This is a genomic window from Paenibacillus sp. FSL K6-0108, assembly GCF_045040695.1.
GTDB lineage: Bacteria > Bacillota > Bacilli > Paenibacillales > Paenibacillaceae > Paenibacillus > Paenibacillus pabuli_B.
Genome location: NZ_CP150288.1, coordinates 2,408,956 through 2,424,921, shown reverse-complemented (window position 1 = coordinate 2,424,921; position 15,966 = coordinate 2,408,956). Strand labels below are relative to the sequence as shown.

Annotated in this window: 17 protein-coding genes and 1 other RNA gene; 10 read left to right on the top strand and 8 right to left on the bottom strand. The window is 45.1% G+C overall.

Going from position 1 to position 15,966, the window contains the following annotated elements:
• The first annotated feature begins 12 nt into the window (after positions 1-12).
• Both MHB49_RS11325 and MHB49_RS11320 read left to right on the top strand, forming a co-directional pair.
• Positions 13-441, top strand: a complete 429-nt coding sequence (locus MHB49_RS11325; RefSeq protein ID WP_405157108.1) for a MerR family transcriptional regulator — start codon at positions 13-15, stop codon at positions 439-441.
• A gap of 29 nt (positions 442-470) precedes the next feature.
• The gene (locus MHB49_RS11320) at positions 471-1,151 is read left to right on the top strand and encodes a zinc metallopeptidase (RefSeq protein WP_062322116.1); all 681 of its coding nucleotides are present in this window, start codon (positions 471-473) and stop codon (positions 1,149-1,151) included.
• A 36-nt stretch (positions 1,152-1,187) separates the two neighbouring features.
• Here MHB49_RS11320 and MHB49_RS11315 read toward each other — a convergent pair whose 3' ends face one another.
• Entirely contained in the window at positions 1,188-2,099 is a 912-nt protein-coding gene (locus MHB49_RS11315; RefSeq protein ID WP_247901996.1) for a LysR family transcriptional regulator, read from the bottom strand.
• Positions 2,100-2,169: 70 nt separating this feature from the next.
• Entirely contained in the window at positions 2,170-2,796 is a 627-nt protein-coding gene (locus MHB49_RS11310; RefSeq protein ID WP_247901995.1) for a rhomboid family intramembrane serine protease, read from the bottom strand.
• A 146-nt stretch (positions 2,797-2,942) separates the two neighbouring features.
• On the opposite strand from MHB49_RS11310, the gene tpx reads away from it, so the two are divergent.
• Positions 2,943-3,461: a thiol peroxidase gene (tpx, locus tag MHB49_RS11305; protein ID WP_247901994.1), complete on the top strand. Its 519-nt coding sequence runs from the start codon at positions 2,943-2,945 to the stop codon at positions 3,459-3,461.
• Between the two features lie 73 nt (positions 3,462-3,534).
• On the opposite strand, the gene MHB49_RS11300 is transcribed toward tpx, so the two are convergent.
• The 4 genes from MHB49_RS11300 to MHB49_RS11285 form a co-directional block, all read right to left on the bottom strand.
• Complete coding sequence (locus MHB49_RS11300; RefSeq protein WP_024629239.1) at positions 3,535-3,927, bottom strand: DUF1499 domain-containing protein; 393 nt, start codon at positions 3,925-3,927, stop codon at positions 3,535-3,537.
• 185 nt (positions 3,928-4,112) lie between these two features.
• Positions 4,113-4,304: non-coding RNA, 6S RNA (ssrS, locus tag MHB49_RS11295), on the bottom strand.
• A 51-nt stretch (positions 4,305-4,355) separates the two neighbouring features.
• Complete coding sequence (locus tag MHB49_RS11290; protein WP_405156165.1) at positions 4,356-5,192, bottom strand: YesL family protein; 837 nt, start codon at positions 5,190-5,192, stop codon at positions 4,356-4,358.
• Between the two features lie 183 nt (positions 5,193-5,375).
• Entirely contained in the window at positions 5,376-6,950 is a 1,575-nt protein-coding gene (locus MHB49_RS11285) for a DEAD/DEAH box helicase (protein ID WP_247901992.1), read from the bottom strand.
• Positions 6,951-7,263: 313 nt separating this feature from the next.
• Here MHB49_RS11285 and MHB49_RS11280 point away from each other — a divergent pair, with 313 nt between their 5' ends.
• The 4 genes from MHB49_RS11280 (at position 7,264) to MHB49_RS11265 (ending at position 11,350) form a co-directional block, all read left to right on the top strand.
• Entirely contained in the window at positions 7,264-8,076 is an 813-nt protein-coding gene (locus MHB49_RS11280; protein WP_405157107.1) for a YitT family protein, read from the top strand.
• A gap of 175 nt (positions 8,077-8,251) precedes the next feature.
• Positions 8,252-8,440: a hypothetical protein gene (locus MHB49_RS11275; RefSeq protein ID WP_170867818.1), complete on the top strand. Its 189-nt coding sequence runs from the start codon at positions 8,252-8,254 to the stop codon at positions 8,438-8,440.
• 158 nt (positions 8,441-8,598) lie between these two features.
• Positions 8,599-9,780, top strand: a complete 1,182-nt coding sequence (locus MHB49_RS11270) for a putative glycoside hydrolase (RefSeq protein WP_405156164.1) — start codon at positions 8,599-8,601, stop codon at positions 9,778-9,780.
• A gap of 208 nt (positions 9,781-9,988) precedes the next feature.
• Positions 9,989-11,350, top strand: coding sequence for an MATE family efflux transporter (locus tag MHB49_RS11265; protein WP_405157106.1), 1,362 nt, complete (start codon positions 9,989-9,991; stop codon positions 11,348-11,350).
• Positions 11,351-11,430: 80 nt separating this feature from the next.
• Here the strand turns inward: MHB49_RS11265 and pfkA are convergent, their stop codons facing one another.
• Together pfkA and MHB49_RS11255 are read right to left on the bottom strand one after the other, a co-directional pair.
• Complete coding sequence (pfkA, locus tag MHB49_RS11260; RefSeq protein WP_247901988.1) at positions 11,431-12,402, bottom strand: 6-phosphofructokinase; 972 nt, start codon at positions 12,400-12,402, stop codon at positions 11,431-11,433.
• A gap of 54 nt (positions 12,403-12,456) precedes the next feature.
• A complete protein-coding gene (locus MHB49_RS11255; RefSeq protein WP_405156163.1) occupies positions 12,457-13,536 on the bottom strand; it encodes a tetraprenyl-beta-curcumene synthase family protein in 1,080 nt (359 codons plus the stop codon).
• Between the two features lie 302 nt (positions 13,537-13,838).
• On the opposite strand from MHB49_RS11255, the gene MHB49_RS11250 reads away from it, so the two are divergent.
• The 3 genes from MHB49_RS11250 (at position 13,839) to MHB49_RS11240 (ending at position 15,929) form a co-directional block, all read left to right on the top strand.
• Positions 13,839-14,117 (top strand): hypothetical protein, encoded by a 279-nt coding sequence (locus tag MHB49_RS11250; RefSeq protein ID WP_024629231.1) that lies wholly within the window; start codon positions 13,839-13,841, stop codon positions 14,115-14,117.
• An 81-nt stretch (positions 14,118-14,198) separates the two neighbouring features.
• The gene (locus MHB49_RS11245; RefSeq protein WP_405156162.1) at positions 14,199-14,813 is read left to right on the top strand and encodes a class F sortase; all 615 of its coding nucleotides are present in this window, start codon (positions 14,199-14,201) and stop codon (positions 14,811-14,813) included.
• A 180-nt stretch (positions 14,814-14,993) separates the two neighbouring features.
• Complete coding sequence (locus MHB49_RS11240) at positions 14,994-15,929, top strand: amidase domain-containing protein (protein WP_247901985.1); 936 nt, start codon at positions 14,994-14,996, stop codon at positions 15,927-15,929.
• Positions 15,930-15,966 lie beyond the last annotated feature (37 nt).

The following is a 15,966-nucleotide window of genomic DNA, read 5'->3' as shown; positions in this document are numbered from 1 at the left end:
ATCATTGGGGATATGAAATTGTTTCGGATTGGCGAACTTGCCAAAACTGCTGGAGTGAGCGAACGGACGATTGATTATTACACAAAACTCGGTCTCATCGCTCCGGAAGAGCGCACAGAAAAAAACTATCGTCTTTATAGTAATGAAACTTTAACCAGGCTTGAACGTATTGTACACATGAAACAAGAGAAGTATAGTCTCGACGAGATCAAGAAATCTCTTGAGAAGTGGAGTCTGGTGAGCACGGAAGAACAGGTTGCCAGCAAACTGACAACATTGGAGCTTCATGTGCAACAGCTTGAGCGAGAGGTAAATGAGCTTAAACCGCTGCTTGGCGAGATGAAACCTGTACAAGCACGCAAGATGATGGCCGGACTACTCACCAAAAGCGCTGGTACAATGGAAGCCTTGAAAATCTTGCTCGAGAACACCATGATGTAGCTTATTATTTAGAAAGCGGAGGAATGAATATGAGTTTTAATAACGGTATGTTCGTTTTGATCATTATCGCCTTTTTGCTCTCCTTATGGGCGCAATTTCGCGTTAAGAGTACATTCAATCGTTGGTCTGATGTCAAAAACCTGAACGGAATGACCGGATACGATGCTGCCCGTCACATGCTTGATTCCAATGGCCTGCACGACGTTCCTATTGAACCCGTGCGCGGAGCACTCTCCGATCACTATGATCCAATCAATCGGGTAGTGAGGTTGTCTGAGCCTGTATATTACGAAAATTCAATCTCGGCTGTCTCCGTGGCGTGTCACGAAGTGGGCCATGCGATCCAGCACAAGGAAAGTTATCCGATGCTGGCACTGCGTCACCGGATTTTCCCAATCGTCAATTTTGCATCCGGACTTGCGCCCTTCTTGCTTATCGCCGGATTCATCTTTAATGCAATGAACCTTGTCGGTATTGGTATTATTTTCTTCTCCGTAACCGTTGCTTTCCAACTCATTACATTGCCGGTCGAATTCAATGCAAGTAACCGCGCAAGAGAAATTATGGTATCGGAAGGTTACATTCGGAATGAAGAAGAGAGAGGCGTCGCTAAAGTATTGAATGCCGCAGCATTAACTTACGTCGCTGCAGCGTTAATCTCATTGCTTGAGCTGATTCGTTACATCGGAATTTTCAATAGCCGTGACTAATTAAATACTCAAACAAACCAAAACAATACCCCACCCTTAATCGGGTGGGGTATTGTTTTGCTGTAAACCGAAATAATTAAGCAAGAATGAGCGAAACGACTGTGCAACAAGTGGAAGCTTATCATCCGCACGGTGGATCAACCCGATCGTACGCGTCACTTTTGGATGAGAAATGGCCACATGCGCTGGTTGCAGCGGGTTCGTCTGAAAAAGTGCCATTTCCGGCAGCAAACTCACACCCATACCGGCAGCAACCAATCCACGAATGGTATCCGTCTCTTCACCTTCAAAAGCAATCTTGGGCGTAAATCCTGCTTCAAGACAAGCATGCCAGACAATCGGACGCAGAGAATACCCTTTGCTGAAAAGCACAAACTTATCATCTTTAAGCTGCTCTAACGCAATGTTCTCTTCCCCGGCCAATGGATGATTGGGCGGAAGGATAGCATGCAATTCTTCCGTAAGCACAATGTCACCATCCACCTGGTCGTGCTTCTCCGGAAATGGAGATATGAATGCCAAGTCCACTTCAGCCGATAACACATCACGAATGAGCGTCGGGAACATGCCTTGTTTGAATCTGAATTTAACGTTAGGGTAACGCTGACGGAACGCTGCTACAACCGAAGGAATCAAGTGAATACCGAGACTATGAGGAAAACCGATACGAATCTCACCATGCTCCGGATCGAGAAACTCATGAACCTCCCCGACCGCTTTGTCCAGATCTTTCAATATGCCTTCAACCCGTTTACAAAAGAGCTGCCCAACTGCGGTCAACTGCAGATTTCGCCCTTTTTGCATAAAGAGGTCAACTCCCAGTTCTTCCTCCAGCTGATGAATCTGACGACTCACCGCAGACTGCGCTACGTGCAATTCCTCCGCCGCCTGCGTAACATGCTCCTTCTGTGCCACTTTCAAAAAGTAATGCAACTGTCTTAATTCCACTGCCCCTGATCTCTCCAATCTGCTATACCCTACTTATCCTTGATTACATTCCGTCTTCAGACCAATCCGACTACTGCTTAAAGCTGCGGGGTTTCCACAAGCGGATGAGAAGTCCATAAATGAAGAATCCACCTAACAACCCACCCAAATGCGCCATCCAGTTAATGCCTGTCATGGCAAAGGAGAATATAATCCCAAATATAAGCAGCGTATACAACGTTTTGCGTGAGGTTTCGTCCATCATTGTCCGCTGGAACAAGGCAACATACAGAAACGCACCATAGATGGCATAGATCGCACCTGAAGCACCTACCGAGATTGTCGTTGCCCCAACCGAGTTATACCACGCAACAGCCAGAATGTTGCCTAGGATGCCCCCACCCAAGTACAGCACACCATACCTTACCGAACCGAGCAGTCGTTCCATTGGTGGTGCAAATACGATAAGAGCGAAGCTGTTAAACAACAGATGGCTGAAACCAGCGTGCAGGAACATGGACGTAATATAACGCCACCAATCTGCTGCAAATAACTCATGGTTAACAAGTGCTCCAAACTTAAGCAGCGTCATACTGTTTGTGGAACCACCATTAAAACTTAACACAATAAACATAACAACATTGGCAATTAACAGAATCGACGTCAAAGGGAAAAATTTTAAATAACTTTTCCAGTTCTCATACCTTATAAATATCATACGTTTCTACTTTCACTCCACCCTGTTCAGATCGGCCCGCAAGTCTGAGCCATGCTAAAGATCCTTCGTCCGAATTGGACAATGCCTTTCATAAAAGATTATAATGGATTTTGGCACGGATCACCAATTTAAGGAGGAACATTATTATGGCACAAGAACGTACAGGCGCAGCCACTTTTAAAGGCAACCCTATTACATTGATCGGACCCGAGTTGAAAGTGGGCGATCAAGCTCCCGATTTTACATTAAGCAAAAATCTGCTTGAAGATGCATCCCTGAAAGACTTCGCAGGTAAAATCAAATTAATCAGCGTTGTTCCTTCACTGGACACTGGCGTATGCGATGCCCAAACTCGCCGTTTCAATGTTGAAGCAGGGGATCTTGGCGACAATGTAGTCGTATTGACAGTAAGCGTTGACCTTCCGTTCGCACAGGAACGCTGGTGCGGAGCAGCCGGTGTAGACCGCGTCGTAACACTGTCTGATTACAAAACACGTTCATTCGGTGAAAACTACGGTGTTCTGATCAAAGAATTCCAACTGGACATGCGCTCCATCTTCGTGGTGGATGCTGAAGACCGAATTACATATGTGGAATATCTGCCTGAAATGACAGACTCCCCTAACTTCGAGCAAGCGATTTCCGCTGTAAAAGCTTTGCTGTAAAAGGTAGTTCACGTTCAGAACAAAAGCGAGGAAGGTTAACCTTCTCTCGCTTTTTGTTATTCAGCCATCTATTTCAATCGTTTGACTTATACTTACTCAGCTTTTTATCCAATACGGAGAACAAGTTCATAATCGTGCGATAATTAGAACCCAGATCTCCAAGTGAACCACGTGAAGCCGAATACATATCGACCGCGCTGCGTACAGGACTTACCGATATAATGGAAACCGTAATATCCATCGTCCGTCCAAAGGTAGTCCGCTTCTCAAGTATGACCTCTCCTACAGAAGGCACCTCATGCAGCACTTTATAACCCGGAATTTTTTTGAGTGTCGAAGAAACTTCTTCCCAAGCTCTGTCTTTGGATAAGTTATAATACCGTGTTTTTAATTTGGGATCCTTGGCTCGATCGCTGGTTCCCTCCATGCTGCGGATGATACCGACGAGCGTTCTCTTTAAGGTCAAGACCCTTCCTCCTTTGAATTTAACCGTTCCATTTATGTATACTAGTGTATCATTGTTCATGTAGTAACAAAAGGGCAAGCGACACTTTTAACAAAATACAGCCAATTCAACAAAATGAATTCAAATAAAAAGCACCCTGAATTCCTGGATTAGAGGAAAGAGTCAGGGTGCTGTACATGGTAAAATAGGAACCCGCCTATGCCGTCCGGCTACATTGTCTTATGAACCTGCTTAGCAGGTGGGTGGCCGCAAGAATGCTTTTTGAAGTCCCCATGTCATATAGACAGGGCGTTTCAGCAACATTCTGTATTGATCTCCCGAAGACATCATCATTGGTTCAAAACAACGAATAACCGAAACGTACATCGCAGGATGTACAATTATTATATCCCTAACTGTGTAAAAAGTAAATGGTGACAGCTCATGTTTTATTTTTGAAGATTATCGTGTTTTTCGTCAGATGATTTGGATTCTGCAGGCTCAACCGCCTCAACCGCCTCAGCTGGGCCATCAGCCTCTTCAGCAGCTTTTGCCGCTTCCTCTTCTTCCTTCTTCAGCTGCATCTTCTCCATCTGCTCCTGCATCTTGTTAAAGGTGGCGTAGAAGTTGAAGAACGCAAACCAGGCAATAATGCTAATAATGAAGAAGACAAACAAGACCGGATAACGGAAACCGATATAGAACAATAATCCACTTCCCAGCAACGTGGAAAATACACGGAATGGTCTAATCAGTGTCAAAAGAACTGCATTTTTAATAATCAACCCGATCGACATGTGGTAGTGCACAACCATTGAGAAAAAGTTAAAGAGAGAAACAAACAGCAGCAGCAGCAGTACAAGCATTATAATTCCAACCAACTGCATATTGCGGAATTGTGTCATGTATACGGTGTAATCCAGATACATGATGGCAAACAGCAAGGTATAGAAAATGCCTCCAATTAAACTCTGTTTATAGTTCTCCTTGTAACCTACAAAGAAAGTACGGAAGATCGGCACGTCCGTATCCCCCATATTCCATTTGCGCACAACTGTAAACAGCGCAGATGTCGCAGGAAACAGTGTAAGCGGTGCCACAATGGCTATAGCCCAGTTCATTTGTAATGATTCGTTGGCCAGGTTCTGCTGAATCACGAGCAGTTTCATAATCAAGAAAAACAAGAACGGAGACGAACAAATAGCCCACAACAGGTTGGTTGCGGCCAGTCTCGTAATCCACTCTGTAAGTCGGTAGATCCCACCCATAGCTCCTTTAAATTCCAAACAATTCTCCTCCTCCGCAGCCTTGCGTCTAACCTGAAGTCTAATAATATTAATATACCTTATTCTAGATAGGAAAAGCCAGCACTTCCCGAAAAGAGATCAACGAATCACTGGTTTGGCATAATCTGAGCATAAAAAAATGGAGCAGTCGCCCTGCCCCATTTCCCAATTCACACTTGTATATTATTCGAAAGAAGAATCTTTGGCAGGACGACGTCCTTCGTTGTTGCTTGGACGCGGTTTGCGGTCACGGTTGTAACCACCTTCTCTGCTTCCACTTCCGCTGCTGTTACGATCGCGGTTGTATCCACCACGTCCGCCACCACTGCTGTTGCGATCACGGTTGTAACCACCGCCACCACCACTGCGGTTGCCGCTGTAACCAGATGGTTTGCGTCCGCCAGAGCGAACATCCGGTTTGCGACGCTTCGCACGGATCGGATCTTCAGGAGTCAGATCAATCTGAGCATCTTTCTTGTCACCAGTCAGGAGCTTCAGGGCTGCCGACAACAGTTGAACAGAATCATATTGCTCAAGCATTTGAATCGCGATACCTTTGTATTCGTTCAGTTCGCCAGATTGTACGATTTCGAGCAAACGCTCAGCTGTCAAACGTTGTTTGCCTTCTACCGCTTCTGCCATTGTTGGCAAAGGTTTGCGTGGAATACGGTGACGTGTTACACGCTCGATAAAGTGCAGGTGGTCGATTTCACGCGGAGTAACGAATGACCATGCAGCACCCTCTTTACCTGCGCGACCTGTACGGCCGATACGGTGAACATAACTTTCCGGATCTTGTGGAAGGTCAAAGTTCACAACGTGAGTTACACCGGATACGTCGAGACCACGAGCAGCTACGTCTGTTGCAACAAGTACATCAATGCTGCCGTCACGGAACTTACGCATTACTGTATCACGTTGGTTTTGGGACAAGTCACCATGAAGACCGTCAGCAGAATATCCACGTTTTTGCAAAGCTTCAGCCAATTCGTCAACACGACGTTTGGTACGTCCGAATACGATCGCCAGTTCAGGAGATTCCATATCCAGCAGACGGCTGAGTGCTTCGAACTTTTGACGTTCAGGCACTTCAATGTAAGCTTGGTCAATCAAAGGTGCGCTTACTTGTTTAGGGATCACGGATACGTGCTCAGGGTTGTTCAAGAATTGTTGTGCCAATTTTTGAATGTTAGGAGGCATTGTTGCTGAGAACAGCATCGTTTGACGCTCGTCCGGAACTTGTTTCAGGATGGATTGAATATCCTCCATGAAACCCATGTCGAGCATTTCATCTGCTTCATCCAATACAACAGTTTGTACATCATCAAGTTTGATTGTTTTGCGGTTGATATGATCCAGGAGACGTCCTGGTGTACCAATGATGATCTGTGGTTTTCTTTTCAGTGCACGGATTTGACGAACGATGTCTTGTCCTCCGTAAATTGGCAGGGAGCGCAAACCTTTGAAGCGGGTGAGTTTTTCGATTTCTTCGGCAACTTGAATCGCAAGTTCACGTGTAGGTGCCATAATGAGGGCGCGGATTTTTTCATCGCTTTTGGAGATTTTGCTGATCAATGGAATACCAAATGCAGCGGTTTTACCAGTACCCGTTTGAGCTTGACCGATCAAGTCTCTGCCTTCAAGAGCAAAAGGGATTGATTTGGATTGAATCGGAGTTGCCTCTTCAAACCCAAGTTCGGTGATCGCTTGAAGCACCAGTGGTTCAAGATTAAAATCTGCGAAATTTAAATTTGTCAAAATTATTCATACTCCTTCTATATGGTGGACATGGTGGACAATCCACTTTGTTGTCTGTATTCTTAAGTAGCATTAATATTTATAGGTTATCCCATCAAGCCAAATTATTTTCATACAACAAACATAATTCGTGAATGGGTCCCCAACATAAGACTAAAACTACATACATGCGTTTGAAACATTTCAAATTTTATCGTTCGATTTGGAAAAAGTTTCCTACTCAAGAATATCCACAAATCATTATATCACAAAACAATTCAAGATTACCAGCAATCTGGTTTTAAATATAAATGAGGTGATTAAATTGCCCAAAATGATTTGGCACTTTTTAGTGATCGTATTGGGTGCTGCAGCTATTGCCTGCGGCTTCAACTGGTTTTTGGTTCCCCATCAGCTTCTCAGCGGCGGGGTATCCGGTATTTCCATGCTTCTCGGCTATTTCACAAATTTGAATCTTAGTATAATGTATTTTGTTCTAAACATTCCTCTGCTCATTGCAGGTTGGTTTATTCTTGGACGACGTTTCATTACATTAAGTATTGTTTCGGTAGCAGCCACTTCATGGTTCATCGGGCTTCTGCCTGTTTTTGCTGTGGCAACAGATCCTCTGCTAAGTTGTGTATTTGGGGGTGTGTTAGTGGGGCTGGGTACCGGAGTTTCTTTCCGAGTAGGCGGCTCAACGGGCGGGCTCGACATTGTTGGTTCCATTTTCACCCGCAATCGTGATTTCCCGATTGGAACGGTAATGGCTGGCATGAACGGAGCCATCATTATGCTCGCAGGCTATCTGAATGATAACTGGAATATCGCACTTGCCTCCATGGTATCCATCTATATCACAGGCAAAGTGCTGGATCTGATTCATATCAGCCATGTGAAAGTCACATTGTACATTATCACCAATGAAACCGACGCGATGTTGAAAAAATTGCTTATTCGCCCTCGCGGGGTCACCAAAATTAAGACTCAAGGAGCATATACAGACATTGAAAAGGACATGTTAATGACAGTGACTACTCGCTACGAACTTGTTGAAATCAAACGAATTATTAAGGAAACCGATCCGACCGCCTTTGTTAATATCGTGGAAACTGTTGGAGTCATGGGTTCTTTTCGCCGAAGTTGAGACAGATGTACGGTTAACAATTCAAAACATTGTGGTATAATAACAGTGTACGGCTCCTAAATATGTTGTATAGCAGGATGTGCCATTCAATTTCACAGCACCATGTGCTTTTCCGATTCGCGCCGAATGACTTACCATTTTGGAATTCGAGTAGGAAAGGGTGATTATTGTGGATATGGAAACGGTAAAACTGTTTGAAATCGTCAACAAATGGTGCCCGGAAATGCTCCCTTTCTTGAAACCGAATGAACTCGACTCACTGATTGTTCTCCGGGATGGGCTGGGCATCTTGGAACAGGGAGACGCAATGGAAATCATTCAGTACAGTATTTGTGAGCATCAAAATGAGATTTACATTCAATAATTTTTTGGATTGATCACGCCGTTTCTTGTGGGGATTCCCTTAACAGGAAGCGGTTTTCATTTTTCCCATGTGTTTCATTACTTGCTTGATATGGTTAAAAGCCCAGAGGCTTTATTGTATAATTCAAACATGGAATGCACATAGGGGAGTGGAAATGAATGAACATGTTTTGGGCTTTACTTGCTATGGCGTGGGGAGCCTTCAGTGGGGCACCCGTTACAGCGGATCAAGGAAAACAACCCTTTCAATCATTAACAAACAGTTTCAACACCGCCATCATCCAATCTCAAAAAGATAAGGTCGTTATTGATGCGGATAACCCACCTGCAAAAATTGACCCACAACCCGATGCACCCGTTGTCAAAGGAATCTATGTGACGGCGTACAGCGCTGGTGGTCAGCGCATGACATCATTACTCGATCTGATGGATAACACGGAGCTCAATTCCATGGTCATTGATATCAAAGACGACCTCGGATACATAACTTACCCTACAAAAAACAAAACATTACAGGAAATGGGCAAATCTCAGCCTTTTATCCGCGATATTGATGCCTTGATGAAACGCCTGCAAAAACATGATGTTTACCCGATCGCACGAGTAGTTGTATTCAAGGATACAATTCTCGCCAACAAAAATCCGGAGCTCTCTTTCCGCAACAAGGACGGTTCTGTATGGGCCAATGGCAAAGGCGACAGCTTCGTGAATCCCTACAGTAAGGAAGTATGGGATTACAACATAGAGATTGCCAAAGAAGCTGCTAAATTGGGATTTAAGGAAATTCAGTTCGACTATGTCCGTTTTCCGGAAGGGTTTGAAACGCGTGCAGATGCATTGAAATACACCAAATCTGACAAGTCCCGGGTCGACATTGTAGCCGAATTTGTGCAGTATGCACGCAAAGAGCTTGCACCGCTCGGTGTTCGGGTCTCGGTGGATATTTTCGGTTATGCAGCCTCTGTGCCCGCAGCTGAAGGCATTGGACAGGATTTCGTGAAAATTTCCGAAAACGTGGATGTCATCTCGCCGATGGTTTATCCAAGTCATTATTCCACTGGCTGGTATGGTGTAAAAGATCCTGACAAAGATCCCTATACCACCATCAAAGGCTCCATGAAAGATACACATAAGAAATTGGATCCAACAAAGGAACTCAAACCCGTTATCCGCCCATGGATTCAGGACTTTACAGCAAGCTGGCTAGGCAGTGGACATTACATCAAATACGGCAAAAAACAGGTTGAAGACCAAATTCGTGCGATGAAAGACATGAATGTGGATGAATATCTGCTCTGGAATGCCTCCAATCGCTATACACCAGACGTAAACTATAAATAATGCACTTTTATACTTCTTCATTGAATTCGATGACCTCGTTCCGTCTAAGCCGGAGCGAGGTTTTTTTGATGTATCCTCGGCTTTAACTTTTCCTCATACCTGATCCATCTCTATTCAAATTGAGCAAAATCCACTACAATAAATAGCTGTCCCTACATGACAGTTTTTAGAGATAACTCTTAAGAATAGCGAGGCACTGCCAGTGAACATGACAACCACCAGCTTTTCTCAGAAAGTAAAACAATTCCTGATTATATTTCTGCCCATCTTCACCACACAAATCGCCCTTTCTGCCATGTCGTTTTTCGATACCAATATGTCAGGCAAGTTCTCCCCTGCTGATCTCGCAGGTGTCGCCGTTGGCACCAGTCTTTGGATGCCGGTGCAGACAGGACTGAGTGGTATTCTGATTGGAATTACTCCTGTCGTCTCCCACCTGCTTGGTTCGAAGCGTAATGACAGGATTGGTCATAGCGTTGTACAAGCCTTGTATCTTGGTGTGGCCGTTGGAATAGTCGTTCTTGCAGCAGGCGCATTGTTGCTCAGTCCAATCCTGAACGGGATGCCTTTGGAGCCACGGGTTGGCCGAGTCGCCTTCTATTTCCTGTGTGCCTTGGCTTTTGGGGTTATCCCCCTGTTTGGTTACACGGTGCTGCGGAGCTTCATGGATGCACTGGGCCAGACAAGGATCACAATGATGATTACGCTCGTCTCACTTCCCGTCAATATTTTCCTGAATTATTTGCTTATCTACGGACGTTGGGGCTTTCCCCAACTGGGAGGTGTCGGAGCAGGTGTTGCTACGGCAACTACATATTGGCTCATTTTCCTCATCAGCCTCTTTTTTGTCCATCGGGTTGAGCCTTTTGCCAAGTATGGCATCTTTCGACAGATGCCCAAAATCTCACTAACCAAATGGAAAGAGCTGCTTAAGATTGGTGTTCCCATTGGATTCGCTACTTTTTTTGAAACCTCCATATTTGCAGCGGTCACATTATTGATGAGTCGGTTCGACACCATCACGATTGCTGCCCATCAAGCGGCCCTGAATTTCGCTTCTACGCTGTATATGCTCCCTGTGAGTATCTGTATGGCTCTTACGATTCTTGTGGGCTATGAGGCAGGCGCAGGGCGTGTGAGAGATGCAAAGCAGTATAGTCTTCTGGGTATCGGAGGTGCTATTGCGCTTTCCCTGTTAACGGCTGTACTATTACTCGTATTTGGGGAACAAATTGCGAGCGTGTACTCAAACGATCGTCAGGTTATCGCTTTGACACAACATTTCCTCATCTACGCCATTTTCTTTCAAATCTCTGATGCCATTGCCACCCCAACGCAGGGAGCACTCCGGGGCTACAAGGATGTTAATCCGGCATTAATCATAACGTTTGTCGCGTATTGGATCATCGGTCTGCCTGTCGGGTACATCACCGCAACGTATACTTCACTTGGTGCGTTTGGTTACTGGGTTGGACTCATTGCAGGTCTTGCTGTTGGAGCAACGGCACTTCTATGGAGGTTGTTCCTTGTGCAGAAACAATCATCGGTACGTTTGGCCGAAAATAAATAATGGAAATATAACAAAAAGAGCACAGCCCGCGATAAAACGGGACTGTGCTCTTTTGATTTGAACTTTTGGTGATGACTTGATTATTGGGACAAACGCTGTGCAAGCTGGTAAGTCTCCATATCGAAGTCTTTTTTCGTATTAACAACTTTATCAATATCCGTCAGGGTCAGTTCTCCCTTGATAATGCCGCATCCTTTGTCTGTCTCACCTGCGATCAGACTGCGAACGGCGAAATCTCCCAGACGACTGGCAAGGTTACGGTCAAACGGAGTTGGCGTGCCTCCACGCTGAATGTGACCCAATACAGTTACACGTGGCTCATACGTTGGGCAACGTTCCATCAGTTCTTTTGCTACATCCTCACCTTTACCTACACCTTCAGCAACAATGATGATACTATGACGTTTACCATGAGCAAAGTTGGCTTTCATGCGTTCTGCCACTTCGTCCATGTCAAACGGAACTTCCGGCACAAGAATCGTTTCTGCGCCTGATGCGAGTCCTGCATGCAATGCGATATCGCCACAATGACGACCCATAACTTCAACGATGGAAGAACGTTCGTGTGAAGACATCGTATCACGCAATTTGTTAACGGCGTCTACCACTACGCTTACTGCTGTATCGAATCCGATCGTGTGATCGGTGAAAGAAACGTCATTGTCAATTGTTCCTGGAAGACCCATCGTGTTGATGCCCAGCTTGCTCAGTTTGTTGGCACCGTTATATGACCCGTCTCCCCCAATAACAACCAGACCATCTATGCCGCGTGCACGCAAAATGTCTGCACCTTTTTGCTGACCTTCAGCGGTATAGAACTCCTTGCAACGCGCAGACTGCAGAACCGTTCCCCCACGTTGGATGATGTCCCCTACACTCCGGAGATCCATTGGGAAAATGTCGTTATTCAAAAGCCCCTGATATCCACGTTGAATACCATATACTTCGAGACCGTGAAACAGTCCGCTGCGAACAACCGCACGAACAGCCGCGTTCATCCCCTGTGAATCACCACCGCTCGTTAAAACTGCGATTTTCTTTACTGCTGTCATGATGTTTCTTCCTCCTCTAGTTTCACTTCAGACTCCCACCACAATACGCCTGACTTACATATGCTTACGAATCCAGCGGCTAAAGATAAAGAAAAAAACTCTCGTCATTGGACTATTCTTCATCAAACGCTTGGAGACGACGCGAACTTCCTGTTGTTCGCTGACTTTGGGATCAGACAGGTAAATGGCAAGCAGTCCTTCGATAATCATCCGGTGAAACGAACTTCCCGGAATCTTCTGCACATCACTGCGGGCCATCTCCACAATAAAAGCAATTCGGTCCAGCATTGTCTCTACATTCTCATAATAATTGCAGAAGTTGAGATCTCCCCCGATACGATCCTCATCCTGATCGATTAAATAATCGAGCATAATGTGCAATGCGCATACATGAGGAAAATAGGCAGTATGGATTGAAGCCGCCTGCTCTTCCGTTAGCTGATCATCACTCGCAGCCAGAAACAGCATGAATACCCCCAGCGTAGAGCCAGTAGCAGCGGCAAATTCGTTCCAACGGAACTGAGGTGTACGGTGGCGATGCTCTGACCACCATTCGAGCAATGCCGTTTCTCTCAGTTCCGGCTTGATGTGCTTATATACCTGCAGGTCCGTGTATAGGCCTGCCAGATCCTGAATTTGAGGCTTGGCGGATGCATAGCCTGGCAGCTGACGGGTCAGCTCCTGACATGAGGTCACCAGATTCCTTAGATACCCGCCGTCATCCTGCTCATCACGGAGCGCGTAGTAATTGACAGGGGTTGCTTCGGGATCTACCGCATCAAGCATGGATTGATGGAGAAGACGAAAGTCATTCGGGTCCATCGATGTACTGCGATCACACAGATTGTCCAAATAATCACTAATAGTCTGATATGAAACGATCAATGGAATCAGAATGTGCCTGTTCGGCAAATCAGGCAAAGCATAAACGGTCCCGCCTTCACAGTGGAACTGTTTGTCCCTGAGACTGGCCAAGGCCTGATTGCGCAATTCCTCATTCGGAATTTTCTCGGCTTGGGCACGCCATCCATCCAATTCCTTTCGCGTTTCCGGAATGGTGTATTTGTACACCCCTCTCATCAATGCCAACGGTCCACGCGGATATTGATGACGATTTCGATTTGATTGGCTCAAAATAAATGTGCCTCCACTTGGTTGAATACGTATTAGAGCGATTTTTAACCAATCCTATTATAATATGATCCCCTTAATTGTACAAATGATCTCCCGCATAATCACGGCAAAAAATCACACCTACGAACGACTTGTTGCAAAATACCCCTTCCATTCACACCACACGTCATTCTATTTTACCAAATCAACAATAAACCTCCATGACTTCGATAAGCACTGTAAAAAAATACAATCGATAATCATGTAAGACCTGGGGATATTAAATTATGCAATGCAAATTACCCACTAGGAGGAATTCAAGTATGAATAAAGCAACCATTGTTTCTCTGTCTGCTTGCCTAATGCTGGCTGTATCCGGTGCTTCTGCATCCGCATCCGCTGCAACTGAACCGATGCACAAAATGGAGAAATCCATGCACAAAGCAGAGCATAAAGCAGAGCACAAAATGCACATGAAATCGCATAAAGGCAAGGAACACAAGCTTCATCAGAAATCCGTCAACAAAGAGCATAAAATCCATGCAAAAAGCGTTACACCAAAAGCCCTTCCTAAAACAGGATATGGCGGCGTAAGCGAGTAAAAAAAAGGAATAAGAGAAGAGAAAAGAAAACGATTTTTCTTTTCTCTTATTCTTCAATTTATCATTAAGGATGAGAAACGTATGAAAAACAACACTTCATTCGCCGCAATTGTAATTTTTTTAATCATTGCATGCCTTATCTTATCTCCAGCAAATAACATGAAGGAACAGACCGCTTTCCAAACATCAGCTCCTAAAGATCAGACTAGTGCTGATCCCGAGATACAGACAAGGATTCCGCAATCCATAGTCATGAAGAAGCCGGTTCGTTTGTGTATTCCATCGGTTCATTTGAGTACTTCAATCATTCCTATTCATCTGTCAGCAGATGGACAATTGCAAGTACCCAAGTCCAGTGAGGTGGCCGGTTTATATGTAGATGGAGTTTTGCCTGGAGAAAAGGGAAATGCAATTGTTGCGGGTCATGTAGACAACTATACAGGTCCAGCCATATTTTACCCTCTCAAGCATCTGAAACCGGGTTCTTTTGTTTTGCTGTTTGACCAGAATAACCAATATCTCAAATATGAGGTTCTGGCGGTTCAATCCTATTACACGCAGGAAGCACCTTTGGAGAAAATATTCGGTGATACCCCTGAAAAGCAGCTGAATCTGATCACATGTACAGGAAAATACGATCGCAAAAAAAAGGAACACGAAAAACGCCTGATCGTGTATACCCGATTGGTTGAATAACTTTCAAGAGGAGAAGACATGTATAAGTGGATAACTATGCTCCTGATATGCAGTTTGTTTATAACTATACATCGAGTGAGCCCAGCAGAAGCATCTTCCATAACAGAATATGAGGTCAAGAAAAATCTGGAAGACCTTTTTTCACAAAGATCAAATTACTTAGCAGAACGCAATCATCACATGGAACAGTATTATGATATTAAATCTCCTTTGAGCCGTCAGGCTTACACAATGGAAGTCAAACGCAAAACGTATCTTCATACATGGGCCAAATATCGAAACATGAAGATTACCGACTGTAAGTCCAAAATCCATATCTCCAAAATCCATATCAAGGATCAGACAGCCACCGTTTCTTTGGGTCATTCGCAGCAGATCACCTACGCCTATAATGATCAAATGTCAGCCAGTCATTCGTTCGGGCTCGGAACATGGCATGCTGTCACGCTGAAAAAAGTTCATGATCAATGGATCGTCTCGAAGGAATGGTACCTGGACCCGCTGGAAGAGAATCCTCGTCTGATTGCCGAAGGAATTCCCTCTCCGCCGCCCGATCGACCGGTGCTGAAGGATGGCAAGAAGTACAAAAGAAAGCAAGCGGTAGCTTATGCAAACAAATATGCCGGAATCGCTTGGAGAACCAATGACAAGGTTAGGTATAATGCCAAATACAAAAATTACAATAATCTCGGGGGCGACTGTACCAATTTTGCTTCCCAGGTGCTTGGCGACCGGGAGGAAGGCGGAGGATTGCCCATGAGCGGTCCGTGGAGATATCATTTCCCCAAGGGCGGCACCAAAACGTGGGTACAGACGGACGCATTCAAAAATTTCCTGATATATTCCGGGTATGGCAAAAGAATCGCCACCGACTCGTTCTCGAAACTGGTCGAAAAAACGGCCGCTCACCCTTATGGGGCGATAGGCAAATTGGAGGCTGGCGATCTGATCGCCCATGTCATGCATAATGATGTGGATCACTTTTCCATCGTGACCGGATTCGATCAACGCGGCTACCCCCTTGTCAATTCTCACACAGCTGACCGCTTTCAGGCCCCGTTTGATCTGGGATGGGACAACAAAACGTCGTATATTCTCATCCATATTCAGGACTGATTACGCCACAACACACATACTTGGCACCCTTGGCTCA

Coding starts and splice junctions, on each gene's coding strand:
- MHB49_RS11320 (WP_062322116.1), top strand. CDS start 471: ATGAGTTTTAATAACGGTATGTTCGTTTTGATCATTATCGCCTTTTTG.
- tpx (WP_247901994.1), top strand. CDS start 2,943: ATGGCACAAGAACGTACAGGCGCAGCCACTTTTAAAGGCAACCCTATT.
- MHB49_RS11245 (WP_405156162.1), top strand. CDS start 14,199: ATGAAAAACAACACTTCATTCGCCGCAATTGTAATTTTTTTAATCATT.
- MHB49_RS11310 (WP_247901995.1), bottom strand. CDS start 2,796: ATGATATTTATAAGGTATGAGAACTGGAAAAGTTATTTAAAATTTTTC.
- MHB49_RS11240 (WP_247901985.1), top strand. CDS start 14,994: ATGGAACAGTATTATGATATTAAATCTCCTTTGAGCCGTCAGGCTTAC.
- MHB49_RS11265 (WP_405157106.1), top strand. CDS start 9,989: ATGACAACCACCAGCTTTTCTCAGAAAGTAAAACAATTCCTGATTATA.
- MHB49_RS11280 (WP_405157107.1), top strand. CDS start 7,264: ATGATTTGGCACTTTTTAGTGATCGTATTGGGTGCTGCAGCTATTGCC.
- pfkA (WP_247901988.1), bottom strand. CDS start 12,402: ATGACAGCAGTAAAGAAAATCGCAGTTTTAACGAGCGGTGGTGATTCA.
- MHB49_RS11275 (WP_170867818.1), top strand. CDS start 8,252: ATGGAAACGGTAAAACTGTTTGAAATCGTCAACAAATGGTGCCCGGAA.
- MHB49_RS11325 (WP_405157108.1), top strand. CDS start 13: ATGAAATTGTTTCGGATTGGCGAACTTGCCAAAACTGCTGGAGTGAGC.
- MHB49_RS11250 (WP_024629231.1), top strand. CDS start 13,839: ATGAATAAAGCAACCATTGTTTCTCTGTCTGCTTGCCTAATGCTGGCT.
- MHB49_RS11270 (WP_405156164.1), top strand. CDS start 8,599: ATGAACATGTTTTGGGCTTTACTTGCTATGGCGTGGGGAGCCTTCAGT.